This window comes from Streptomyces sp. NPDC005863 (assembly GCF_042871345.1).
Lineage (GTDB): Bacteria > Actinomycetota > Actinomycetes > Streptomycetales > Streptomycetaceae > Streptomyces.
Genome location: NZ_JBIAII010000005.1, coordinates 523328 through 546893 on the forward strand (window position 1 = coordinate 523328; position 23566 = coordinate 546893).

At 70.8% G+C, this 23566-nt stretch carries 20 protein-coding genes; 10 read left to right on the forward strand and 10 right to left on the reverse strand.

Annotated features, from left to right (window positions below; all coding sequences use genetic code 11):
- Positions 1-111 precede the first annotated feature (111 nt).
- Together ACFYO9_RS21305 and ACFYO9_RS21310 are read left to right on the forward strand one after the other, a co-directional pair.
- On the forward strand, positions 112-1344 hold the full coding sequence (locus ACFYO9_RS21305) for a hypothetical protein (RefSeq protein WP_355804335.1): 1233 nt from the start codon (positions 112-114) through the stop codon (positions 1342-1344).
- 246 nt (positions 1345-1590) lie between these two features.
- Entirely contained in the window at positions 1591-2808 is a 1218-nt protein-coding gene (locus ACFYO9_RS21310; RefSeq protein ID WP_355804333.1) for a hypothetical protein, read from the forward strand.
- A 109-nt stretch (positions 2809-2917) separates the two neighbouring features.
- On the opposite strand, the gene hflX is transcribed toward ACFYO9_RS21310, so the two are convergent.
- From hflX to miaA, 6 genes are all read right to left on the reverse strand, one after another.
- Entirely contained in the window at positions 2918-4408 is a 1491-nt protein-coding gene (gene hflX, locus ACFYO9_RS21315; protein ID WP_355804331.1) for a GTPase HflX, read from the reverse strand.
- A gap of 195 nt (positions 4409-4603) precedes the next feature.
- Positions 4604-6109 (reverse strand): M1 family metallopeptidase, encoded by a 1506-nt coding sequence (locus ACFYO9_RS21320; RefSeq protein ID WP_358777099.1) that lies wholly within the window; start codon positions 6107-6109, stop codon positions 4604-4606.
- A 75-nt stretch (positions 6110-6184) separates the two neighbouring features.
- On the reverse strand, positions 6185-8332 hold the full coding sequence (locus tag ACFYO9_RS21325) for an HD domain-containing protein (protein WP_358777098.1): 2148 nt from the start codon (positions 8330-8332) through the stop codon (positions 6185-6187).
- Between the two features lie 142 nt (positions 8333-8474).
- Entirely contained in the window at positions 8475-9353 is an 879-nt protein-coding gene (dapF, locus tag ACFYO9_RS21330) for a diaminopimelate epimerase (RefSeq protein ID WP_355804325.1), read from the reverse strand.
- Positions 9354-9453: 100 nt separating this feature from the next.
- Positions 9454-9918 carry a hypothetical protein gene (locus tag ACFYO9_RS21335; protein WP_355806204.1) on the reverse strand — a complete coding sequence of 155 codons (465 nt, stop codon included), beginning with the start codon at positions 9916-9918 and terminating at the stop codon, positions 9454-9456.
- A gap of 107 nt (positions 9919-10025) precedes the next feature.
- A complete protein-coding gene (gene miaA, locus ACFYO9_RS21340) occupies positions 10026-10964 on the reverse strand; it encodes a tRNA (adenosine(37)-N6)-dimethylallyltransferase MiaA (protein ID WP_355804323.1) in 939 nt (312 codons plus the stop codon).
- Between the two features lie 182 nt (positions 10965-11146).
- On the opposite strand from miaA, the gene ACFYO9_RS21345 reads away from it, so the two are divergent.
- Positions 11147-11536, forward strand: a complete 390-nt coding sequence (locus tag ACFYO9_RS21345; protein WP_355804321.1) for a hypothetical protein — start codon at positions 11147-11149, stop codon at positions 11534-11536.
- Between the two features lie 25 nt (positions 11537-11561).
- Positions 11562-11837, forward strand: a complete 276-nt coding sequence (locus ACFYO9_RS21350) for an antitoxin (protein ID WP_358777097.1) — start codon at positions 11562-11564, stop codon at positions 11835-11837.
- Positions 11838-11976: 139 nt separating this feature from the next.
- On the opposite strand, the gene ACFYO9_RS21355 is transcribed toward ACFYO9_RS21350, so the two are convergent.
- Together ACFYO9_RS21355 and miaB are read right to left on the reverse strand one after the other, a co-directional pair.
- The gene (locus ACFYO9_RS21355) at positions 11977-12717 is read right to left on the reverse strand and encodes a class III extradiol dioxygenase subunit B-like domain-containing protein (RefSeq protein WP_358777096.1); all 741 of its coding nucleotides are present in this window, start codon (positions 12715-12717) and stop codon (positions 11977-11979) included.
- Positions 12718-12831: 114 nt separating this feature from the next.
- A complete protein-coding gene (gene miaB, locus ACFYO9_RS21360; RefSeq protein ID WP_358777095.1) occupies positions 12832-14322 on the reverse strand; it encodes a tRNA (N6-isopentenyl adenosine(37)-C2)-methylthiotransferase MiaB in 1491 nt (496 codons plus the stop codon).
- Positions 14323-14459: 137 nt separating this feature from the next.
- Here miaB and ACFYO9_RS21365 point away from each other — a divergent pair, with 137 nt between their 5' ends.
- Entirely contained in the window at positions 14460-15455 is a 996-nt protein-coding gene (locus ACFYO9_RS21365; protein WP_358777094.1) for a TAXI family TRAP transporter solute-binding subunit, read from the forward strand.
- A 97-nt stretch (positions 15456-15552) separates the two neighbouring features.
- Here ACFYO9_RS21365 and ACFYO9_RS21370 read toward each other — a convergent pair whose 3' ends face one another.
- Positions 15553-16965: a HAMP domain-containing sensor histidine kinase gene (locus ACFYO9_RS21370; RefSeq protein WP_358777093.1), complete on the reverse strand. Its 1413-nt coding sequence runs from the start codon at positions 16963-16965 to the stop codon at positions 15553-15555.
- A 15-nt stretch (positions 16966-16980) separates the two neighbouring features.
- Positions 16981-17670, reverse strand: coding sequence for a response regulator transcription factor (locus ACFYO9_RS21375; protein ID WP_358777092.1), 690 nt, complete (start codon positions 17668-17670; stop codon positions 16981-16983).
- A gap of 283 nt (positions 17671-17953) precedes the next feature.
- On the opposite strand from ACFYO9_RS21375, the gene ACFYO9_RS21380 reads away from it, so the two are divergent.
- The 5 genes from ACFYO9_RS21380 (at position 17954) to ACFYO9_RS21400 (ending at position 23537) form a co-directional block, all read left to right on the forward strand.
- Positions 17954-18733, forward strand: a complete 780-nt coding sequence (locus tag ACFYO9_RS21380) for an amino acid ABC transporter ATP-binding protein (RefSeq protein WP_355804307.1) — start codon at positions 17954-17956, stop codon at positions 18731-18733.
- A gap of 47 nt (positions 18734-18780) precedes the next feature.
- Entirely contained in the window at positions 18781-19701 is a 921-nt protein-coding gene (locus ACFYO9_RS21385) for a glutamate ABC transporter substrate-binding protein (protein ID WP_355804305.1), read from the forward strand.
- A gap of 122 nt (positions 19702-19823) precedes the next feature.
- A complete protein-coding gene (locus ACFYO9_RS21390; RefSeq protein WP_355804303.1) occupies positions 19824-20471 on the forward strand; it encodes an amino acid ABC transporter permease in 648 nt (215 codons plus the stop codon).
- Positions 20468-21481 carry an amino acid ABC transporter permease gene (locus ACFYO9_RS21395; RefSeq protein ID WP_358777091.1) on the forward strand — a complete coding sequence of 338 codons (1014 nt, stop codon included), beginning with the start codon at positions 20468-20470 and terminating at the stop codon, positions 21479-21481. Before ACFYO9_RS21390 ends, ACFYO9_RS21395 begins: the two co-directional genes overlap by 4 nt.
- 334 nt (positions 21482-21815) lie before the next feature.
- Positions 21816-23537 carry an FAD-dependent monooxygenase gene (locus ACFYO9_RS21400; RefSeq protein WP_358777090.1) on the forward strand — a complete coding sequence of 574 codons (1722 nt, stop codon included), beginning with the start codon at positions 21816-21818 and terminating at the stop codon, positions 23535-23537.
- Positions 23538-23566: the final 29 nt, after the last annotated feature.

Consider the following 23566-nt stretch of genomic DNA (forward strand, 5'->3'; position numbering starts at 1 on the left):
AGCAAACCGGAGCAAATCCAGCGAAGGGGTGCAGCACCGGTGGCAACGGGTGCCGCTCACCCGGATGTCCAGCACTTTGGAACGATTTCGAGGCCCAGGGGGATTCTCACCATGCGACCCATACGTCCGCTCTTCACCGTTCGCAATAGGAGGAGCGCGCGCACCAGAACGTCCCCCGTGGCGGCCGCCGTGGCGCTCGGCGCCACCCTCGCGCTGACCGCCACCGCCTGCGGCCCGAGCGACGACAACGCCGGTGGCGACTCGTCCGCTTCCCAGCCCGGCGACAGCAACGGCGACGACCCGCTCAGGATCCCGGACGACCTCAAGGACAAGCTCAAGGACCACGGGTTCGACCTGGACAAGTGGAAGAACGGCGCCTGGAAGAACTGGAACAGGGACGACTGGCTGCGCGAGGCGGGCGACTTCGTCAACCCGATCATCAAGGGCCTGTGGGACTCCGACCGGATGCGGGACGCCGACAAGAACCCGGACCGGGAAGTCGACGAGAACGACATCTCCGGTGACCAGGGCGTCACCGACCCCACCCCGCGGCCCGTCAAGGCAGCCGCCGTGCAGTCGCCGTACCACGGCCAGGAGCCCGCGTCGGGCAAGCTGTTCTTCGACAGCCCCAAGGGTTCGATGGTCTGCTCCGCCACGGTCGTGAAGGACCCGGCCCACCCCGGCAAGTCCAACATGGTGTGGACCGCGGGCCACTGTGTGCACGACGGCGCCAAGGGCGGCTGGTACCGCAACATGGTCTTCGTGCCCTCGTACAACGACAGCGGCAAGTCGGTCGAGGAACTGCGCAACGCCCCGAAGGAAGAGGTCGCTCCGTACGGCGTCTGGTGGGGCGACTGGGCGCAGACCTCCGACCAGTGGATCGAGCAGGGCGGTCCGACGGGCGGCAAGGGCGCGCCGTACGACTTCGCGGTGATGCACGTGAAGCCCGAGAAGGGCAGCGAGGGCAAGTCCCTGGAGGAGACCGTCGGTTCGGCGCTCCCGGTGGACTTCAACGCCCCGGCCGTACCGCAGATCAAGGACATGACGGCGACCGGCTACCCCGCCGCTCCGCCGTACGACGGGCAGAAGCTGTTCCAGTGCTCCGACAAGCCGGGACGCCTCTCGCTCAGCAAGCCCGACCCGACGATGTACCGCATCGGCTGCACCATGACCGGCGGTTCGTCCGGCGGTGGCTGGGTCGCGCAGGGGCAGGACGGCAAGCCCGCCCTGGTCTCCAACACCTCCATCGGCCCGGTGACGGCCGGGTGGCTGGCCGGTCCGCGCTTCGGCAAGGAAGCCAAGGGCATCTACAACGCGGTCAGCAAGAAGTTCGCCGGGCAGTAGATCGGTGGTGCCGCAGGACGGCGGTGCCGCAAGGCGGTAGTGCCGTAGGGCAGTAGCGCGGCAGAGCTGCCGGAACCGGCAGGACAGCGTGGCGGCGGGGCACCGTAAACCTTCACGACCCCGCCGCCGTTCGTCCCCAACCTCACGGGCATAGTGAGGTGTTGCGTCGGCGCGGATCCGCACGGAACTCCGCACTCATGCATGACACGTACATGGCACATCTTTTCCAACGGGGGTAACTGCACCATGCGTTCCACTCGTGCGCCCTTCGCGCGCAGTCGCGGACGGCGGGTCGCGCTCGCCGCCACCGGCCTCGCGGCGACCCTGGCGCTCACCGCGACGGCCTGCGGCCCGAGCGACGACAAGGCGAGCGACAAGCCCGAATCCACCACGTCCCAGGGCTCCGACGGTTCCAGCTCCGGCACCGACTCCGACTCCAAGCTGCCTGCCGGCCTCGCCGACAAGCTCAAGGAGAAGGGCATCGACCTGGACGACTGGAAGAAGGGTGCCTGGAAGAACTGGGACAAGGACGACTGGGTCCGGGAGGCGAAGGACTTCGCCAACCCGGTCATCGAAGGGCTCTGGAAGCCCGAGCGGATGAAGAAGGCCAAGGACCCGAACAAGACGATCGCCTCGAAGGACGCGGCCGCCGACCAGGGCGCGACCGATCCCGAGCCGACGCCGGTCCGGGCCAAGCCCGAGAAGACGCCGTACCACGAGAACGCGGCCCCCGTCGGCAAGATCTTCTTCGACTCCCCCAAGGGTTCGATGGTCTGCTCCGGCACCGTCGTGAAGGACCCGCGCAACCCCGGCAAGTCCAACCTTGTGTGGACCGCGGGCCACTGCGTGCACGCCGGCAAGAACGGCGGCTGGTACCGCAACATCGCCTTCGTGCCCGCGTACAACGACCTCGGCAAGTCCGAGGCCGCGCTGCGCAACGCGGCCCCGCAGGAGATCGCCCCCTACGGCCAGTACTGGGCGGACTGGATCTCGACCTCCAACGAGTGGATCAACGGCGGCGGTCCGACCGGCGGTTCGGGCGCGACGTACGACTACGCCGTGCTGCACGTGAAGCCCGAGCAGGGCAGCAAGTCGCTGGAGGAGACCGTCGGCAACGCGCTCGACGTCGACTTCTCCACCCCGGCCACGCAGAGCGTGAGCTCGATGGGCGCCTGGGGCTACCCCGCCGCCCCGCCGTACAACGGCCTGATGATGCACAAGTGCGTCGACAAGCCGGGCCGCCTCTCGCTGTCGCCGTCCCTGCCGACGATGTACCGCATCGGCTGCACCATGACCGGCGGTTCGTCCGGCGGCGGCTGGTTCCGCGTGGTGGGCGGCAAGACGAAGCTCGTGTCGAACACCTCGATCGGCCCGGCCGAGAACACCTGGCTGGCCGGACCGCAGCTGGGCCGGGGCGCCGAGCAGCTCTACGACATGATGAGCAAGAAGTACGGCTCGCAGTAGGGCTCCCGGTAGCCGCTCACGAGCGAGCACTGATTCCATGGCGAAGGCCCGCCCCCTACGAGAGGGGGCGGGCCTTCGCCGTGCGGGCTGACGGTCGGTGGGCCGACGATCAGTGCGCGGCCGGCACGTACGGAGCGAGCTCCGCGGCGAGTTCCTCGTGCACCTGCGCCTTGAGCAGGGTGCCCTCGGCGGTGTGCTCCTCGGAGAGCACCTCACCCTCGGCGTGCGCGCGGGAGACGAGCTGGCCGTGCGTGTACGGCACCAGGGCCTCGATGTCGACCTCGGGCCTGGGCAGCTCGGTGTCGATCAGCGTGAGCAGCTCGGCGATGCCGGCGCCGGTGCGCGCCGAGACCGCGATCGCGTGCTTCTCGTTGCGCAGCAAGCGCTGGAGGACCAGGGGGTCCGCCGCGTCCGCCTTGTTGATCACCACGATCTCGGGCACGTCGGTCGCGCCCACGTCGCGGATCACCTCGCGCACGGCGGCGAGCTGCTCCTCCGGCACCGGGTGCGAACCGTCCACCACGTGCAGGATCAGGTCGGAGTCGCCGACCTCTTCCATCGTGGAGCGGAACGCCTCGACGAGGTGGTGCGGCAGGTGCCGCACGAACCCGACGGTGTCGGCCAGGGTGTAGACGCGGCCGCTCGGCGTCTCGGCCCGGCGCACGGTCGGGTCGAGGGTGGCGAACAGGGCGTTCTCCACCAGGACGCCGGCGCCCGTGAGCCGGTTGAGCAGGGAGGACTTGCCCGCGTTCGTATACCCGGCGATCGCGACCGACGGCACCTTGTTCCGCCGGCGCTCCTGCCGCTTGATGTCGCGGCCCGTCTTCATCTCCGCGATCTCCCGGCGCATCTTCGCCATCTTCTCGCGGATCCGTCGCCGGTCCGTCTCGATCTTGGTCTCACCGGGACCACGGGTGGCCATACCGCCACCGCCGCCGCCACCCATCTGACGGGAGAGCGACTGACCCCAGCCACGGAGCCTCGGCAGCATGTACTGCATCTGCGCGAGGGCGACCTGCGCCTTGCCCTCCCGGGACTTGGCGTGCTGGGCGAAGATGTCGAGGATCAGGGCGGTCCGGTCGACCACCTTGACCTTGACGACGTCTTCCAGGTGGATCAGCTGGCCGGGGCTGAGCTCACCGTCGCACACGACGGTGTCGGCTCCGGTCTCGAGCACGATGTCGCGCAGCTCCAGGGCCTTGCCCGAGCCGATGTACGTCGCGGGGTCGGGCTTGTCGCGGCGCTGGACGACGCCGTCGAGCACGAGCGCACCCGCCGTCTCGGCGAGGGCGGCCAGCTCGGCGAGGGAGTTGTCCGCGTCCTGCACCGTCCCCGACGTCCATACGCCGACGAGCACCACCCGCTCCAGGCGGAGCTGTCGGTACTCGACTTCGGTGACGTCCTCGAGCTCGGTGGAGAGGCCCGCGACGCGGCGCAGGGCCGCACGCTCGGAGCGGTCGAACTGGTCGCCGTCCCGGTCTCCGTCGATCTCGTGGCTCCAGGCGACGTCCTCTTCCATCAGGGCATCGGCCCGAAGACCTTCGGGGTAGTTCTGCGCGAAGCTCTGTGCGTCCTGGGAAGGGGAAGAAGAGGAGGTCATTGGGTCCTTACGTCGATCCGTCGAGGGGAAAGCGACGGATGCGGGATCCGTCACAGTCGACAACGCCCGAGGGGGTCCGGAGATTCCCGGAGCCGTCCCGGTCCTGCCCTGAGATGTCCCCGAGGGGATGTCCCGGACGGACCGCGCCGTCGACCTGAAGATGGTTGCACGACACGGCCCGTCTCGTCATCCGGGTTATGCGCCGGACTTCCAGTCCGGGTGCCCCGGCATCGGCGGTGTCTTCTTCCCGTACAGCCAGGCGTCGAAGAATCCGCCCAGGTCACGCCCGGCGGCCATGGAGGCGAGCCGTACGAAGTCCGCGGTCGAGGCGTTGCCGTCGCGGTGGATGCGCACCCACTCCCGCTCCACGCGCTCGAAGGCCCGCTGCCCGATCTCCTGGCGCAGGGCGTAGAGCACCAGCGCGCTGCCGTCGTAGACGACGGGACGGAAGATGCTGATCTTCTTCCCCGGTGCGGGCGCCTTGGGCCTGGCGGGCGGGCCGCCGGCGGTGCGCCAGCCGTCCGAGAGGCGGTAGGCGTTCCGCATCCGGGCCGTGAGGGTTTTCTTCGCGCGGTCCTCGGAGTTCTCCGCGTTCTCCTCCGTGTAGAGGGCCTCGTACCAGGTGGCGTGGCCTTCGTTGAGCCACAGGTCCGACCAGTTCCGCGGGCTGACGCTGTCGCCGAACCACTGGTGGGCGAGCTCGTGCACCATGATCGATTCGATGTACCACGCCGGGTACTCGGGACGCGTGAAGATCTCTCTCTCGAAGAGAGAGAGCGTCTGCGTCTCCAGCTCGAAGCCGGTCTGGGCGTGGGCGATCAGCACGCCGTAGGTCTCGAAGGGGTAGCGGCCGACCTTCCGCTGCATCCAGTCGATCTGGTCGGGCGTCTTCTTCAGCCAGCGCTCCACGACCTTGCGGTCCTTGGTGGGCACCACATCGCGTACGGGAAGGCCGTTCGGACCCTCCCGGTGCACCACGGTGGAGCGGCCGATGGACACCTGGGCCAGCTCGGTCGCCATCGGGTGCTGGGTGCGGTACACGCTGGTGGTGGCGCCGCCCTGCCGGGTCCTGCCGACCGGCAGCCCGTTGGCTACGGCCGTGAGCCCCTTGGGTGCGGTGATCCGGAAGGTGAATTCCGCCTTGTCCGCGGGGTGGTCGTTGCACGGGAAGACCAGATGGGCGGCGTCGGCCTGATTGGCCATGGCGAGTCCGTCGGAGGTGCGCAGCCAGCCGCCCCCGGCGTCCTTCGTGGGGAGGGGGTCGCTGGTGTGCCGCACGGTGATCCGCAGCCGGTCGCCGCGCCCGATCGGTGCGGTCGGGGTGACGACCAGGTCCTCGCCGCTGCTTTCGAAGCGCGCTCGTTCGCCGTTCACCTCGACGGAACGGGCCTTGCCGTGTGCGAAGTCGAGGTTCACGTGTTCCAGGGGCTCGGTCGCCCAGGCCTCGATCTTGGTGACGGTCTGCAGTGGCTTGCGGTTGTCACCGCCGTAGGTGAAGGCGATGTCGTACGACGCCACGTCGTAGCCGGGGTTGCCCAGGTGCGGGAAGAGCGGGTCGCCGATGCCGAGCGGGGCGACGGGGGCCGGGGCGCTCGCCGCGACGAGGGCGGCGGACGCGGTCGCCGCGAGCAAGGCGACGGCGATGCGGTGGGTGCGAAGGGCCTTCGGCCGACGGGCCGGGGTCCGAGGGGTGAGCAGCATGAACTACCGCTATCAGCGCGCGTCTTCCCGCCGTGTGAGGGCGCGCTCCGAGCCACCCGAACGAGTCGCCGTCGTTCAGTGGGCGGCGGCAGCCGGGTGCTGGGCGCGGTTCACGTCGTACACCCCGGGGACGGCGCGCATGGCGCGCATCAGGCCCGGCAGGTGCGCCGCGTCGGGGAGTTGCAGCGTGTACGTGTGGCGCACGCGCTGCTGGGTCGGCGGTTCCACGGTGGCGGAGATGATCGCGACGCCTTCGAGGGCGATGGCCTCGGTGAGGTCGGCGAGCAGATGGGCGCGGCCGAACGATTCGGCGATCAAGGTGACCCGGCACTCGGCGGTGTCCCCCCAGCGCACGCCGACCTCCGGACGCCCCACTTCTTTCATCCGCTCCACGGCCGGACAGCCGACCCGGTGGACGGTCACCACGCCCCCGCGGACGGCGAAGGCGGTGACGTCGTCCGGCGGCACCGGCGTACAGCAGCCGGCCAGGCGCACGGTGGCGCCCTCGCGGTCCACGACGGCGTTCGCGGAGGCGGGCCGTCCGGCTCCGGGGGCCTCCGCCCTGGAGACGCCCGCGGGCGCCTGCTGGGGCGGCCGCTGCACGGAGGGGGCGGGCGCGGTCGGCGCGGGCGCGGGGTGGGTGGTCAGCCAGCGCCGGATCGCGATCCGCGCGGCGGGCGTACGGGCGTGGGCCAGCCACTCGCGCGAGGGGCCCGATGTGAGGTCCTGGCCCATGAGCAGCTGGACCGTGTCGCCGTCGTGCAGGACCGTACTGAGCGTCGCGAGGCGGCCGTTGACGCGGGCGCCGATGCAGGCGTGCGCGTCCTCGCCGTACTGGGCGTACGCGGCGTCCACGCAGCTGGCGCCCGCGGGCAGGCCGAGCGTGCCGCCGTCGGGCCGGAAGACGGCGATCTCGCGGTCCTGGGCGAGGTCCTCCCGGAGCGTGGACCAGAAGGTGTCCGGGTCGGGGGCGGCCTCCTGCCAGTCGAGGAGGCGGGAGAGCCAGCCGGGCCGTGTCGGGTCGATCCGCTCGTCGTCGACGCTGTCGGCGGGCTCTTCCGCGGGCGGGGCGTAGGGATTGCGCAGCGCGACCACGCCCGCCTCGGCGACCTGGTGCATCTGATGCGTGCGGATGAGGACTTCGGCGACCTCGCCGTCGGAGCGGGTGACCGCCGTGTGCAGCGATTGGTAGAGGTTGAACTTCGGTACGGCGATGAAGTCCTTGAACTCCGAGACGACCGGCGTGAAGCAGGTGTGCAGCTCGCCCAGGACTCCGTAGCAGTCCGCGTCCTCGTTGACGAGCACCAGGAGGCGGCCGAAGTCGGAGGCGCGCAGCTCACCGCGTTTGCGGTGCACGCGGTGGACGGAGACGGAGTGCCGCGGCCTGATCAGCACCTCGGCGGTGATGCCCGCGTCGCGCAGCACACCGCGGACCTCGCCCGCGATGTCCCCGAGCGGGTCGCCCTCGCTCGCGTCGTTGGCGGCGATCATGGCCTTCACCTGGGCGCACTCCTCCGGGTGGAGGATCGCGAAGACGAGGTCTTCCAGCTCGGTCTTGAGCGCCTGCACACCGAGGCGCTCGGCGAGCGGAATGAGTACGTCCCGGGTCACCTTGGCGATACGGGCCTGCTTCTCGGGGCGCATGACGCCGAGGGTGCGCATGTTGTGCAGCCGGTCGGCGAGCTTGATCGACATGACGCGGACGTCGTTGCCGGTGGCGACGAGCATCTTCCGGAAGGTCTCGGGCTCCGCCGCCGCCCCGTAATCGACCTTCTCCAGCTTGGTGACGCCGTCGACCAGGTAGCAGACGTCGTCCCCGAACTCGGTGCGCACCTGGTCGAGCGTGACGTCGGTGTCCTCGACGGTGTCGTGGAGCAGCGAGGCGGTCAGGGTGGTGGTCTCCGCGCCGAGCTGGGCGAGGATCAGGGTCACCGCGAGGGGGTGGGTGATGTACGGCTCGCCGCTCTTGCGCATCTGGCCGCGGTGCGAGGACTCGGCGAGGACGTAGGCGCGGCGCAGGGGCTCCAGGTCCGCGTCCGGGTAGTGGGCCCGGTGGGCCTCCGCCACATGGCCGATCGCGTCCGGAAGGCGGTCCCGGGTGCCGGGGCCGAGCAGGGCCGCGCGGCCGAGCCTGCGCAGGTCGAGACGGGCGCGGCCGCGCCTGCGCTGGGCCCCGGGCGGCACGGGGCCGGGCGTGGCCGGGTTCGTGGCCTCCGCACTCATGAGCACCTCCGGCTGCTTCGACCGGCGGTGAACGGACGGCGGCATACTCCGTCCGGGCCGGTGCTTGATGCTACCGAGCCCATCACGCGGTGCTGACCGCCTCTCGCCGAGCGTGAAACGGATCACCCATTCGAGCGACAGTTCATGGGAGTACCGTTTCGAGCCATTCGGACGCGATCTCGCCTTCCGCGACGATCACCGCGCCCCCGGTCATCTCGATCTCGCCGTCGGGCCGCTCGGTGATCACCAGGCGGCCGCCGGGCAGGTCGACGGTGTACGTGGCGGGGGTCCCGGTCACGGCCGGGTCCACGCCGTCCTTGCGGGCCGCGGCCACGGCGACGGCGCAGGCGCCCGTGCCGCAGGAGCGGGTCTCGCCGGCGCCGCGCTCGTGCACGCGCATGGCGACGTGCTGCGGGCCGCGGGGGGCGACGAATTCGACGTTCACCCCGTCCGGGTAGGCGGAGGCGGGGCTGAAGGGCGGCGGGTCGTAGAGGCTGCCCGCTTCGGAGAGGTCGTCGACGAAGGCGACGGCGTGCGGGTTGCCCATGTTCACGTTCCGCGCGGGCCAGCGGTGGTCGCCCACCGCTACGGTGACGTTCCCTTCGGGGAGCGAGGCCTTGCCCATCCCGACGGTGATGTCGCCGCCGGACTCCTCCTTGGCGATGTGCACGGTCTTCACGCCGCCGCGGGTTGCCACCGCCAGATCGCCCTCGGCGGCGTACCCCGCGCGCTGCAGGTATCTGGCGAAGACGCGCACTCCGTTGCCGCACATCTCGGCGATCGAGCCGTCGCCGTTGCGGTAGTCCATGAACCACTCGGCGCGGTCCGCGAGGTGGCGCGCCTCGGGGTGGGCGGCGGACCGGACGACGTGCAGAAGGCCGTCGCCACCGATGCCCGCACGGCGGTCGCACAGGGCGGCCACCGCGGCCGGGGGCAGCTCGACGGTGTTGTCGGGGTCGGGGATGATCACGAAGTCGTTCTCGGTCCCGTGCCCCTTGAGGAAGGCGATCCGCGTGCTCATTCCTCGATCGTACGGGGTGGCTACGACAGACGGCCCAGGCGGTGCGGCGGGCGCGGGCCACCCAGGGCTTCCGCCCCGGCCCGCGGCCTCCCGCGCGTCCTCAGCGGAGCCTGGCCACACGCCACACGGCGAGGGCCACGGCGCCCAGGAACAGCAGCGAGTACGCGGAGACGACCCGCCAGTCCGGACGGCGGCCCGAGCCGCGCTCGGGCAGACCGGGCCAGGTGTGCCCGACGCGACGGGCGGCCATCATGCCCCAGCCGGCGGCGCAGCAGCTGATCAGCAGACCCAGCATGGCGACCACCGCGCCGCCGTCGCCGAACTCGAAGGCGAGCGGGAACGCGAACATCAGGGAGCCGACCGCGGCCAGGACCACGATGGGCGCGAGCTGCCAGATGCGCAGGCGGCGCTGCGGGCGCAGCTCGACCACCTCGACCTCGGCCTCCGCCGACATCTCGTCGGCGCCGGGACCGTCGTCCGTCACGCCGCCCGGGGTCTCGTCGGGACCATCCGGACTGAGCTGCTCTTCGCCGTCATGTGCGGTGTCACGAGGGCCGGCCTCCATCGCCACGCGCCCTCCTACTTCGGACTCCACCGGTCGATCGAAGGTCGATGATGGCACGGTGTCAGGTGCCGGGATGACCGCCGGAGCGTCCCGATGCCATCACGTGATCAGGCTGTGACCGGTCGTTCGACCAACGCCAGTGCGCGTGCCGGGAGTTCCGCCCGGTCGGCCGCGGCACCGCTGAGCCAGTGCACCCGGGGATCGCGGCGGAACCACGAGTCCTGACGGCGCGCGAAGCGTTTGGTGGCGCGCACGGTCTCGACGCGCGCATCCTCCAGCGTGCGCTCCCCCGCGAGCGCGGTCAGCACCTGCTGGTAGCCGAGCGCGCGGGACGCGGTCCGTCCTTCGCGCAGTCCCCGCGCCTCCAGCTCGCGCACCTCGTCGACCAGGCCGCCCTCCCACATGCGGTCCACGCGCGTGGCGATGCGTTCGTCGAGTTCGGGGCGGGCCACGTCGACGCCGATCTGCAGGGTGTCGTACACCGAGTCGTGGCCGGGGAGGTTGGCCGTGAAGGGCTTGCCGGTGATCTCGATGACCTCCAGGGCGCGGACGATCCGGCGGCCGTTGCTGGGCAGGATCGCCTGGGCCGCCCCGGGGTCGGCGGCGGCGAGGCGGGCGTGCAGCGCCCCGGAGCCGTCGCGGGTGAGCTCGTCCTCCAGGCGGGCCCGGACGGCGGGGTCGGTGCCGGGGAACTCCAGGTGGTCCACGGCCCCCCGCACGTAGAGCCCCGAGCCGCCGACCAGGATGGGCCAGCGCCCCTCGGCGAGGAGACGGTCGATCTCTGCGCGGGCCAGCTTCTGGTACTCGGCGACGCTGGCGGCCTCCGTGACGTCCCAGATGTCGAGGAGGTGATGGGGGATGCCGCCCCGCTCCTCGGGCGTCAGCTTGGCGGTGCCGATGTCCATCCCCCGGTAGAGCTGCATGGAGTCGGCGTTGACGATCTCGCCGCCGAGACGCTGGGCGAGGAAAACGCCCAGATCGGACTTTCCTGCCGCGGTCGGACCGACGACGGCGATGACCCGCGGGGCGGGGGTTGCACTACTCACCGCCCCAGTCTCGCAAACTCGCCGCCCGCTTCCCGAACGAGCTACGTGACGGCACGGCTTCGGGGTCGTTGCCTGTTGCGAGGTTCCGGCCGCCGGTTTCGAGGACCGATCACCCGGGCGCCGCAATGAGACGCACCGGGCGGGGCGGGATTTCGCCCACACGAGTAACGTATGGAGTAGATATGGGCGTTTTTGCACGGTTCCGCCGGAAGAGCAAGGACAGCGAAGAGGCGGCGGCCACGGAGGCGGCCACCGATACGAAGACAACCGATACGGAGACAGCCGAGAAGGCGGCGGAGGGCTCCCCCGAGGCCGCCACCGATACGGATGCCAAGACCTCTGCCGAGCCCGGGGCGGACGCCGAGGGCACGGCCGATGAGGAGTCCACGGAGCCCGCAGCGGCGGACGTCACGGCGGACGCCACGGCCGCGGCCGAGCCGACCGGATCGGCCGGCACCGATGGTGCTGCCGATGCGGATGGTGCGGCCGACGCGGATGGTGTGGAGATCCCGAAGCAGCAGTCCGCTCAGGCGGCTGCCGACAACGAGGCCGGTGAGGGCGCCCGCAAGTAGCTCCCCGGCGAGGGAAGGTGTACCTATGAGCTTTCTGGACCAGCTGAAGGCCAAGCTCGCCCCGGCCAGGGGCAAGGTCTCGGACCTCGCACAGCAGCACGGGGACAAGATCGACCAGGGTCTGGAGAAGGCCGCGAAGGTCGTCGACGAGAAGACCAAGGGCAAGTACAGCGACAAGATCCAGGCGGGTACGGGGAAGGCGAAGGACGCCGTCGACCGTCTCGCCGGGGCGGACGAGGGCAGGAACGCGGGTGGCGGGACCACCCCTCCGTCACCCCCGCCGCCCCCTCCGGCTTCCTGAACCGCAGCGGCGGACGGCCGCGGAGCACCTCGCTCCGCGGCCGCCACCGTCTGTTGCCTCGGCCGGACGTGTCTACCTCGGCCGGATGTCTCTGCCTCGGGCCAGATGTCTTTACCTCGGGTCCGGGCGGGCCCGTCGGCTACGACCAGGTGGCCACCACGTACCCCACGCCGTACGGCGCGTCCTCGTAGAGCAGCTCGCCGCTCAGGCCCGCGCCGTCCGCCGCCCCCGCGAGCACCTGCCACGGAGCGCGTCCCGCGGCCTTCAGCTCGTACGCGAGCTCCTCGTCCAGCGCCTTCAGTGCCGCCACGTCGGCCGCGCCCAGGGCCCGTCCCACCTCCGCGTCGAAACCGGCCGCCCGCTCGTCCAGATACCCCGGCGCCTTGAGCGTGCGGCAGGCACTGGAGTCACCCATCACCAGCAGTGCCACCCGGTCGGCCCGCTTCCCGATCTCCCCTCCGACCTGGATGCACCGCTCGGGGGCGAGAGGTTCCCCCACGCCGAGACCCTCCACCGGAGCGGACGACCAGCGCGCGTGCGCGAGCAGCCAGCCGGCCACGGCGAGCGACGGCGGCAAGAGACGCTGCGTTTCCGGTGAGGTGGTGGACGCGGAGGCGCCCGGCGCCGGCGCGGGACCGAGGCGTACGTCGAGGTCCACGCCGAACCCCTGGAACGAGCCCCGCGCGCCCTGGGAGTGCGGCCCGCGACCGCTCTGCTCGGCGGGGCCGACCACCACGAGGAGGTCGGGCCGCGCCGCGGCGAGCACCGCGACGGCGTCGGAACAGGCCGCACGCGCGGCGTCCATTTCAGGGGCGGCACCCGCGGCGACCTCGGGGACGAGCAGCGGCGGAGAGGGGCAGACGGCTGCGGCGACAAGCATGGTCCGCAGAGTAACGCCCGCCACTGGGGCGGCCGCTGCGGCCTTCGTCGGAACGATCACCGCCACGTCCCGTCAGGGCGCGCGCGTACGGCCTCGACGCGCGCCCAGGGACGTTCAGTCGCAGCCGCAGCCGCTGCCCGTGGCGACCGGAAGCGCTTCCGGGACGCCGATCTTCGGCAGGCCCAGCATGACGCCGGCGGGCTTCGCGGCCGCCTCGGCGTTCCGCTTCTCCCAGGCGTCGCCCGCGCGCGTGGGACGCACGTTCAGCACGGCGCCCTCGGCGAGCAGGTGGTGCGGCGCCGCGTAGGTGATCTCGACGGTCACCACGTCGCCGGGGCGCACCTCGGTGTCCGGCTTGGTGAAGTGGACCAGGCGGTTGTCGGGGGCGCGGCCGGAGAGGCGGTGCGTGGCGCCGTCCTTGCGGCCCTCGCCCTCGGCGACCATCAGGTCCAGGGTGCGGCCGACCTGCTTCTTGTTCTCCTCCCAGGAGATCTCCTCCTGGAGGGCCACCAGACGCTCGTAACGCGACTGGACGACCTCCTTGGGGATCTGGTCCTCCATGGTCGCCGCCGGGGTGCCGGGGCGCTTGGAGTACTGGAAGGTGAAGGCGCTCCCGAAGCGGGCCTCGCGGACCACGTGCATCGTCTGCTCGAAGTCCTCCTCGGTCTCGCCGGGGAAGCCCACGATGATGTCGGTGGAGATCGCCGCGTCCGGCATGGCGGCGCGGACCTTCTCGATGATCCCCAGGAAACGATCCTGCCGGTACGAGCGGCGCATCGCCTTGAGGATCGGGTCGGAGCCGGACTGCAGCGGCATGTGCAGCTGCGGCATCACGTTGGGCGTCTCGGCCATGGCGGCGATCACGTCGTCGGTGAAGTCGCGCGGGTGCGGCGAGGTGAAGCGCACGCGCTCCAGGCCGTCGATCGTCCCGCAGGCGCGCAGCAGCTTGCTGAAGGCCTCGCGGTCGCCGATGTCCGAGCCGTACGCGTTCACGTTCTGCCCAAGGAGGGTGATCTCGCTGACGCCCTCGCCGACGAGCGCCTCGATCTCCGCGAGGATGTCGCCGGTCCTGCGGTCCTTCTCCTTGCCGCGCAGTGCGGGCACGATGCAGAAGGTGCAGGTGTTGTTGCAGCCGACGGAGATCGACACCCACGCCGCGTACGCGCTCTCGCGGCGGGTCGGCAGCGTCGAAGGGAAGGCCTCGAGCGACTCGGCGATCTCGACCTGCGCCTCTTCCTGGATGCGGGCGCGCTCCAGGAGGACCGGCAGCTTGCCGATGTTGTGCGTGCCGAAGACGACGTCCACCCAGGGCGCCTTCTTGACGATGGTGTCGCGGTCCTTCTGGGCCAGGCAGCCGCCGACGGCGATCTGCATCCCCGGACGCTTGGTCTTCATCGGCGCCAGGCGGCCGAGATTGCCGTACAAGCGGTTGTCGGCGTTCTCGCGCACGGCGCACGTGTTGAAGACGACGACGTCGGCATCGCCGTCCGCCCCTTCGGGCGCACGCTCGTAACCGGCGTCCTCCAGCAGGCCGGAGAGCCGCTCGGAGTCATGGACGTTCATCTGGCACCCGTAGGTGCGCACCTCGTAAGTCTTCGCGCTCATCTCGTCCCCCAGGGTACGGGGTCGCCACGCGCGCGTGGCGGCGGATGACGACCACGGTGCCGGGGGACGCCTACGGGGACGGCGTCCCGTGATCCCACCCCTGGTCAGCACGGTGGAGGGCTGGCAGGATCGCGCGCATGCTCAAGGCACTCCCCCACATCGGCAGACGCCGCGCCCTGCAGGGTTCGGTCGCGGCGCTCGTGGTCCTCGGGCTGCTGCTGTGGTGGCTGCTGCCAGTGGACGAGGACGCACCGAGCGGCCGGATGACGTTCAGCACGGGCGTGCAGAAGGGCGTGTACGAGCGGTACGGCAAGCTGCTGCGGACGGCGATCTCCCAGGACATGCCGGACGTCGACGTGAAGCTCCTCAACAGCGAGGGGTCGCAGGAGAACGTCGCGCGGGTGGCCACCGGGAAGTCCGACTTCACCATCGCGGCCGCCGACGCCGTGGAGACGTACCGCCTGGACGGCGCCCCCGGCTGGCACCGGCTGCGGGGCTGTACGCGGCTGTACGACGACTACGTCCAGCTGGTGGTGCCGAGGTCCGCGCACATCGACTCCGTCGAGGACCTGCGGAACAAGCGGGTGGCCGTGGGGCAGAAGCACTCGGGGGTGCGGCTGATAGCCGACCGGGTGCTCAGCGCGGCGGGCCTTGATCCGGTCGCGGACATCGAGCCGGTGGCCGCCGGCATCGACACCATGCCCGCCCTTCTGAAGAACGGCTCCATCGACGCCTTCTTCTGGTCGGGCGGGCTGCCGACCACGTCCGTGCGGGAGCTCTCCGAGGAGATGGACATCTCACTCGTGCAGCTCGGGTACCTGGTCGACGCGCTGCACAAGCAAGGGGGCGGCTCGCGCTACTACCGGGCCGCGACGATGCCGGCCGACGCCTACCCCAAGGCACAGCAGGGCTCCGCCGTGCCGACGCTGGCGGTGGCGAACCTCCTGGTCACCACGGACCGCGCCGATCCTCGGCTGACCGAGGGGCTGACCCGTACCGTCATCGACAGCCGGGACCACATCGGCGACCAGGTGCACGCGGCGCAACTGGTGGATCTGCGCACGGCATTGTTCACGGACCCGCTCCCGCTGCACGAGGGCGCGCGCCGCTACTACCGCTCGGTCAAGCCCTGAGAGGCTCTCAGGCGTCTTGAGAGGGGCCAAGGCTCCCGGGGCGCCCTGAGCGGCTTCCCGTCGCCCTGTGGGGCCTCCTGGGCGGCTTCGGCCTCCCTCAGCGCGTCGACGGCTCGCTCCGCGGAACGCTGACCGTCACCTTCAGCCCGTGCGGTGTGTGCGGGGCGTACGCGATGGAGCCGCCGCCCGCGGCGAGCAGGGCCCGCGAGATGGACAGGCCGAGCCCCGAACCCTTCACGTTCTGGTGGCGGTTGCTGCGCCAGAAGCGGTCGCCGACGCGGGCCAGCTCGTCCTCGGTGAGGCCAGGTCCGCCGTCGGTGACCACGACGGTCGTCGTCGCCTCGCTGGAGGAGACCGACACGTGGACCGGGCCGCCCTCCGGGGTGAACTTCAGGGCGTTGTCGATCACCGCGTCCAGCGCGCTGGAGAGGGCGACCGGGTCGGCCCAGCCGGTGGTGGCCGGGCAGTCGCCCGTCAGGCGCACGCCCCGCTCGTCGGCGAGCGGCCGCCAGGAGGCGACGCGTTCGGCGGCCAGCTCGCCGATGTCGGTGAGGCTCAGGTCGGCCGCCGCGTGCTCGGCGAGGGCCAGGTCGAGCAGGTCGTCGAGGACCTGCGTCAGCCGCTTGCCCTCGGTGCGCACGGAAGCGATCTCCTCGTTGCCCTCGGGCAGTTCGAGGGCGAGGAGCTCGATGCGCAGCAGCAACGCCGAGAGGGGGTTGCGCAGCTGGTGCGAGGCGTCGGCGACGAAGGCGCGCTGCTGCTCCAGGACGTCCTCGACGTTGTCGGCCATCTCGTTGAACGACCGGGCCAGGCGTCTGAGTTCCGGCGGGCCGCCCGCCGCCGCGACCCGGGACTTGAGGCGTCCGGTCGCTATGTCGTGCGTGGTCGCGTCCAGGACGCGGACCGGCCGCAGCACCCAGCCGGTGAGCCGCAGGGCCGCGCCGACGGCCAGCAGCATGGCGGCGAACTCACCGGCGACGATCAGGAGCCAGCCGCGCAGCGTCTGCGACCGCATGCGGCCGGTCGGCGAGTCCGTGACGACGACCGCGATGACGTCGCCGTCCTTGATCACCGGGGACGCGACGGCCAGCCGCCCCCGCTGCCAGGGCCACACCTGTTCGGGGTCGTGGCTGCCGCGCGACCGGAGCGCCTCCTCGAAGGCGTCCCGCACGTCTCCGTGCCGGGGCAGGAACCAGTCGCTCGGCGCGTTCGCCATGGGGCCGTCGTCGCGGTAGAAGACGCCCGCGCGGATGCCGTACACGTCGTAGTAGTCGTCGAGTTCCTTCTGCAGCGTGTCGCGGCGCTCGTCCTTGCTCCCCACGACCCGCGACCCCGCGGGACGTTTGGTGACGAACTGCGCGAGCGACGCGAAGCGCGCGGTGTCGTCGATCCGGTCGACGACCACCTTCTGCTGCTGGGCCGCCGCGACGCTGACCGCGAGCGGAAAGCCGAGGGCGAGCAGGACGCCCGCCATCAGGATGATCAGCAGCGGGAGGAGCCGAGAGCGCACCTGTCCTCGCCGGGACTAGGCGGCCGGTGCGACGAGCCGGTAGCCGACGCCGCGCACGGTCTCGATCAGGGCCGGCATGTGCAGCTTGGAGCGCAGGGACGCGACGTGCACCTCCAGGGTGCGGCCGGTCCCCTCCCAACTGGTCCGCCAGACCTCGCTGATGATCTGTTCCCGGCGGAACACCACGCCGGGGCGCTGCGCGAGGAGGGCGAGCAAGTCGAACTCCTTGCGGGTCAGTTGCACGACCGAGCCGTCCACACTGACCTGCCGGGTGGGCAATTCGATCCGTACGGAGCCGAGCCGCACGTCGCTGTCGCCGCCCGTCACCGCGCCGTCCGCCGTGGGGCGCCGGATGACCGCGTGGATACGGGCGATGAGCTCCCCGGTGTCGTACGGCTTCACCACGTAGTCGTCGGCTCCGAGGTTGAGGCCGTGGATCCGGGAGCGTACGTCCGAGCGGGCCGTCACCATGATCACCGGCGTCGAGCCGCGCTTGCGGATCTTTCCGCACACCTCGTAGCCGTCTTGGTCGGGCAGTCCGAGGTCGAGGAGCACCACTCCGAAGGGGGGCGCCTGGGCGGGCAGCAGCGCCTGCAGGGCTTCCTCGCCACTGCGCGCGTGCACGACGTCGAAGCCGTGCCGGGCCAGGACCGCGGACAGGGCGGCGGCCACATGATCGTCGTCCTCGACGAGAAGCAGTCGCATAGGGGCCCCCTCCAGTTCATCGGTCGTTCCGTCGTCGCAGGTAGTGGCGCCCCTCGCTCGCGGGCGCACAAGGCATCCACGCCGATGGATAAGGACCGCGTCAAGAGGGCCCGGGTCGTCGGCACGTTCCGTTACCCACCCGGTACGCACTCCGTGGACCCTCTTCACACGGTGTGTCCGGTTGCGGCCGGATCGTTATGCTCAATTTCCCCTCAGATGTAATGACGCTGGTCGCACTGGGTTATTACTGTCCTCCCAACCGAGGAGGATGGAGCAACAAGCCGTGACCGAAGTATCGGTGACCAAGGACGCCATACCGTCTGGGGCCGACGACCTGGTCGTGCTGAAGAACGTCAACAAGCACTTCGGCGCTCTGCACGTCCTCCAGGACATCGACCTGACCATCGCCCGCGGCGAGGTCGTCGTCGTGATCGGCCCCTCCGGGTCCGGCAAGTCGACCCTGTGCCGCACCATCAACCGCCTGGAGACGGTCGATTCGGGAGACATCTCGATCGACGGCAAGCCGCTGCCTCAGGAGGGCAAGGAGCTCGCCAGGCTCCGCGCGGACGTGGGCATGGTCTTCCAGTCGTTCAACCTTTTCGCGCACAAGACCGTGCTCGAGAACGTGACGCTGGGCCAGACCAAGGTGCGCAAGATCGGCAAGGCGGAGGCGGAGACGAAGGCGCGCGGCCTGCTGGACCGCGTGGGCGTCGCCTCCCAGGCCGACAAGTACCCCGCGCAGCTCTCCGGTGGACAGCAGCAACGCGTCGCCATCGCGCGCGCGTTGGCGATGGACCCCAAGGTGATGCTCTTCGACGAGCCCACGTCGGCGCTCGACCCGGAGATGATCAACGAGGTCCTCGAGGTGATGCAGCAACTCGCCCGGGACGGCATGACGATGATCGTCGTCACGCACGAGATGGGCTTCGCCCGCTCCGCGGCCAACCGCGTCGTCTTCATGGCCGACGGCCGGATCGTCGAAGAGGCCACGCCGGACCAGTTCTTCAGCAACCCGCGCAGCGACCGGGCCAAGGACTTCCTCTCGAAGATCCTTAAGCACTGAGGCTTCCACGCCGTCTCCACACCAGTCGAACCAAGAGGATGTTCACCATGAAGCTCCGCAAGTCCGCAGCTGCCGCGGCGGTCGTCGCCGCCCTCGCCCTCACCGCCACCGCCTGCGGCGGCGAGGAGGGAACCGCCGGCGACAAGCCGAAGGACCCGACCGGCGGCAAGAACGCGCCCAAGCTGCCGACGTACGACGTGAAGTCCGGCGTCAAGGTCGACTCCGACGTCCTGAAGAAGGCCCAGAAGGCCGGCAAGATCGTCATCGGCGCCAAGGACGACCAGCCGTACCTGGGCTTCAAGGACAGCGCAGGCAAGCGCTCCGGCTTCGACATCGAGATCGCCAAGATGGTCGCGGCCGACCTCGGCTTCAAGCCCGACCAGATCGAGTTCAAGACGATCGACTCCGGCGTCCGTGAGACCACCATCTCCAAGGGCGACGTCGACCTCTACGTAGGCACGTACACGATCAACGACGAGCGCAAGAAGCAGGTCGGCTTCGCCGGTCCCTACTTCATGGCCGGCGCCGACCTCCTCGTCCGCCAGGACGAGAAGAGCATCACAGGGCCGGACTCCGTGAAGGGCAAGAAGGTCTGCTCGATCGTCGGCTCCACCCCGCTCCAGGAGATCAAGAAGGCGAAGTACGGCGCCAAGACCGTCGAGCTGGCCAAGTACTCGGAGTGCGTGCAGCAGCTCATCAACAAGGAGGTCGACGCCGTCACCACTGACGACGCGATCCTCAAGGGCTACGCGGCGCAGCAGCCGAAGGCGCTGAAGGTGGTCGAGAAGCCGTTCACCAAGGAGCCGTACGGCATCGGCATGAACAAGAACGACAAGGCGCTGCGCAACGCGGTCGCGGACGCCGTCGAGGCCCACCAGAAGAACGGCGACTACAAGAAGGCGTACGACGCGACGCTCGGCCTCTCGGGCGCCAAGTTCACCGAGCCGCCGGCCCTCGAGCGCTACTGACGCAGTCGCTCACCCGCTCCACTCCCCGGCAGTGAGCTGACCGGCCTCCCGTACGCATCGAGAACGGTGCGTACGGGGCCGGCTCCCCCTGCCCGACCACTGCCGCCCACGAGGACATCCCCGTGAATGTACTGCTCGACCATTTGGCGGAATTCCGCGAGGGATTCATAGGCACCGTCTGGCTGACCGTCGCCAGTGGCGCGCTCGCGCTGCTCCTCGGCATCGTGCTCGCCGGTTTCCGGGTCTCGCCGGTACCACCGCTGCGGTTCTTCGGCACCGCCTGGGTCACCCTGTTCCGGAACACGCCGCTGACGCTGCTCTTCCTCACCATCTGGTTCGCGGTGCCGCAGGTCTTCGACTTCGGCTTCGACCCGTGGACCAAGGCGCTGATCGTGCTCAGCGTCTACACCTCGTCGTTCGTCTGCGAGGCCGTCAGGTCCGGCATCAACACCGTGCCCCTGGGGCAGGCGGAGGCCGCCCGATCGCTCGGCATGACGTTCTTCCAGACCCTCGGCACGATCGTCCTTCCCCAGGCCGTGCGCACCGTGCTGCCGCCGCTGAGCAGCATCTTCATCGCACTGACGAAGAACTCCGCCATCGCGGGCGCGTTCAGCGTCACGGAGCTGTTCGGCTGGCAGAAGTTCCTCAGTGACCAGGGCTTCGCCATCGCCTGGCTCTTCCTCTGGGTGGCGCTCGGCTACCTCGTGATCACATTCACCATCAGCGGTCTGTTCCGGCTGCTGGAGCGGAGCATGGAGGTCGCACGATGAGCTCCAGCGTCCTGTACGACGCTCCGGGCCCCAAGGCCCGGATGCGCAACCGCATCTACTCCGTCGTCGGCACGGCCGCCATCATCGGCCTCGTCGTCTTCGTGATCATGCGCCTCGCGGACCGCGGACACTTCGCGTCCGAGGTCTGGAACACCTTCAACTACTCCAATGTGCGGACCACCATCCGCGACGGCATCGTCACCACGCTGAAGGTCTTCGTCCTCGCCGGTGCGCTGTCCCTGGTGCTCGGTGCGCTGCTCGCGGTGGCCCGCGCGTCGGACCACCGCCCGGTCCGCTGGCTGGCCACCGGATTCATCGAGCTCTTCCGTGCCATCCCGCTGCTGATCACGATCTACGCGCTGTGGGTGCTCTTCCTCACCTACAAGGGCGACCTGGGCTCCATCGGGACGAACAACGGCTTCTGGGCCCTCGTCATCGGCCTGGCCATCTACAACGGCGCGGTGCAGGCGGAGGTGCTGCGAGCCGGCTTCAACGCCGTGCCGCGCGGTCAGGTGGAGGCGGCCTACGCGCTGGGGCTGCGCAAGTCCCAGGTCATGACGATGCTGCTGATCCCGCAGGCGATCAGGTCCATGCTGCCGACGATCATCAGCCAGCTGGTGGTCACGCTCAAGGACACCTCGCTCGGCTACATCATCACGTACGCGGAGCTGCTGTACGCGGGGCGCCAGCTGGCCAACACCACGCTCGTCAACGGCCAGTACATCTACGTCCCGGTGATCATGGTGGTCGGCACGATCTACGTGGCGATGTGCATGGCCCTCTCCGCGCTCGCCACCTGGGTCGAGAAGCGCGGGCGGCGCACCAAGACGGGCATCGTCGTGGCGGCGGCGGCCGAACCGGCCGAGGCCCCCGGGGTGCTCGACCCGTCCGAACCGCTCGGCCCCACGTCGGACGCCGCGCAGTCGACCGACACGCTCCTGGCCGAGCCGAAGACCGACACGGCACGTGACGACGGCCCGGACCACGAGCCGCCCGCCAAGGGCAACTGATCACGCGTCAGGAATTGACCTGTGGTGACAGGGGAGGCGGTGGCCCGACGGCTACCGCCTCCCCTGTTCTCCGTTCACCGGGTGCGTACTGCTCCCCGTAGACACGGCCGCCGGGGCGCCCGCCACGGCGAACACCCGATCGATGAGACGATCGGACAAGGCCGTGACGGCTGGGGTCGTGTCAGCACCGCCGTCGCTTGACGCGGGCACAAGCAGTGGGTTGCATACGTTCTGTGATCGTGCACCGGGCTCCAACTGCCAGTTCTCGTACGTACGTCCAGCGCTTCCGGACAGCCCGGACCCTCGGAGCCCAGCGGGGCGGAGGACGTGCGCCGTGGACCCGGTGATCGTCGTCGGCGCGGGCCCGGTCGGACTCGCGCTCGCCCTCGCCCTCGCCCGCCACTCGGTGCCCACCGTCGTCCTCGACGAAGGCCCGGGCAAGGACGAGCAGCGGCCGGCGCGGACCGTCGTGCTCCGCGAGGACACCGCGGCGTTCGTGGAGCGGCTCGCCGGCCATTCGTTCGGAGATACGGAAACGGGCGCGCGGTGGGCCGGCTGGCGCTCCGTACGGCGCAAACAGCTGATGCGCGAGCTCCACTTCGACGACGAGACCCCCTCCCCGCTCCACCTGCCGCAGCACACACTGACCGCCGCGCTGCGCGAGGCCATCGCCGACGAACGACTCGTCAAGATCGCGGTGGACAACAAGCTCGACTCCCTGGAACAGGACCCCGCAGGGCTGACCGCCCACACGCGCGGGCCCAAGGGCACATGGTGGCGGGGCAGTTACCTGGTGGGCTGCGACGGCGCACGCTCCACGGTGCGCAAACTCCTCGACGTGCGCTTCCCCGGCCGCACCGCCGTCGAACGACACGCCGTCGCCTCGCTGCGCACGGAACTTCCCTGGCCGGGCCAGGCGTTGTTGCATCGGATGCCCCCGTGGCGCGGCGGGGGCGCCGAAGTGACGGGCCGCCCGCTCGCCGACGGGGTGTGGCGGCTCGACTGGCTGCTCCCGCCCCGCGGCGAGCTGGTGACGCCCGACGCCCTCGTCACCCGCATCCGCGAGACCCTGGCCGGCTGGTGCGGCGGCTCCACACCGCCGTACGAACTGCTCGACACGGGCGTGCACACGGTCCACCACCGGCTCGCCCGACGGTGGCGGGTCGGCCGCGCCTTCCTCGCCGGGGACGCCGCGCACCTGCTCGGCGCGCTCGGTACCCAGGGGCTCGACGAGGGGCTGCGGGATGCCGACAACCTCGCCTGGAAGCTGGCGCTCGCCTGGCACCACGGCGGGCACGAGGCGCTGCTCGACAGCTACCAGGTCGAGCGGCGGGCCGGCGTGGCCGCACGCCTGCGCGCCGCCGACCAGTCGCTGCCGGTGCTGCGCGGCGGCAAGGGACTGCGTTCGTACGTGCCCGGCAGCGCGCGCGGACACGACACGCTCCTCACGGACGGTCATGTGGGGCGCGGGACGCTCGGCGCGCCCTCGTCGTACGCCGAGTCGCCGCTGGCACCCGCCCCCTCGGAGTCCGTCCTTCCGGTGGGCACGGAGCCGGGTGCGCCGGTCGCGGACGTACGGGTCACGGCGCCCGACGGGTCCTTCGTCCACCTGCGCGACCGGCTCGGGTTCGGGCAGCTGATCGTCCTGCTGGTCGCGCCGGGCACCGGGGTGTGGGAGCGGCGGCACTGGGTGACGGCCGGGCTCATGCCGCGGCTCGCCGCCGCCGTGACGGCGCTGCCGCACCCGGCCGAGCTGCTCGTCGCGGAGAGCTACCCCGGGGCCGCCGCCCACGCGGTCCTCCTCATCCGCCCGGACGGCCACCTGGTCACCGCGTTCTCCGGGGTACGCCCCGCCGAGCTGTACGCGGCGGCCGAGGCGGCACTGGGCGGCCCGGCACGGGCTGGCCGGAAGGCGGAGGCGGGGACAGAGTCAGAGGCAGGGACGGAGGCAGGGGCGGAGACGGCCGCCCGTGCCGATCGGGAGGGCGAGGCGGAAAGGACGGCGGGGGCGGAGAGTACGGCAAGGGCGGCCGGGGGTGTACGGCCGAGGGCGTAGGCGGGGAGGAGCGGAGAGGCGGGGGCTGC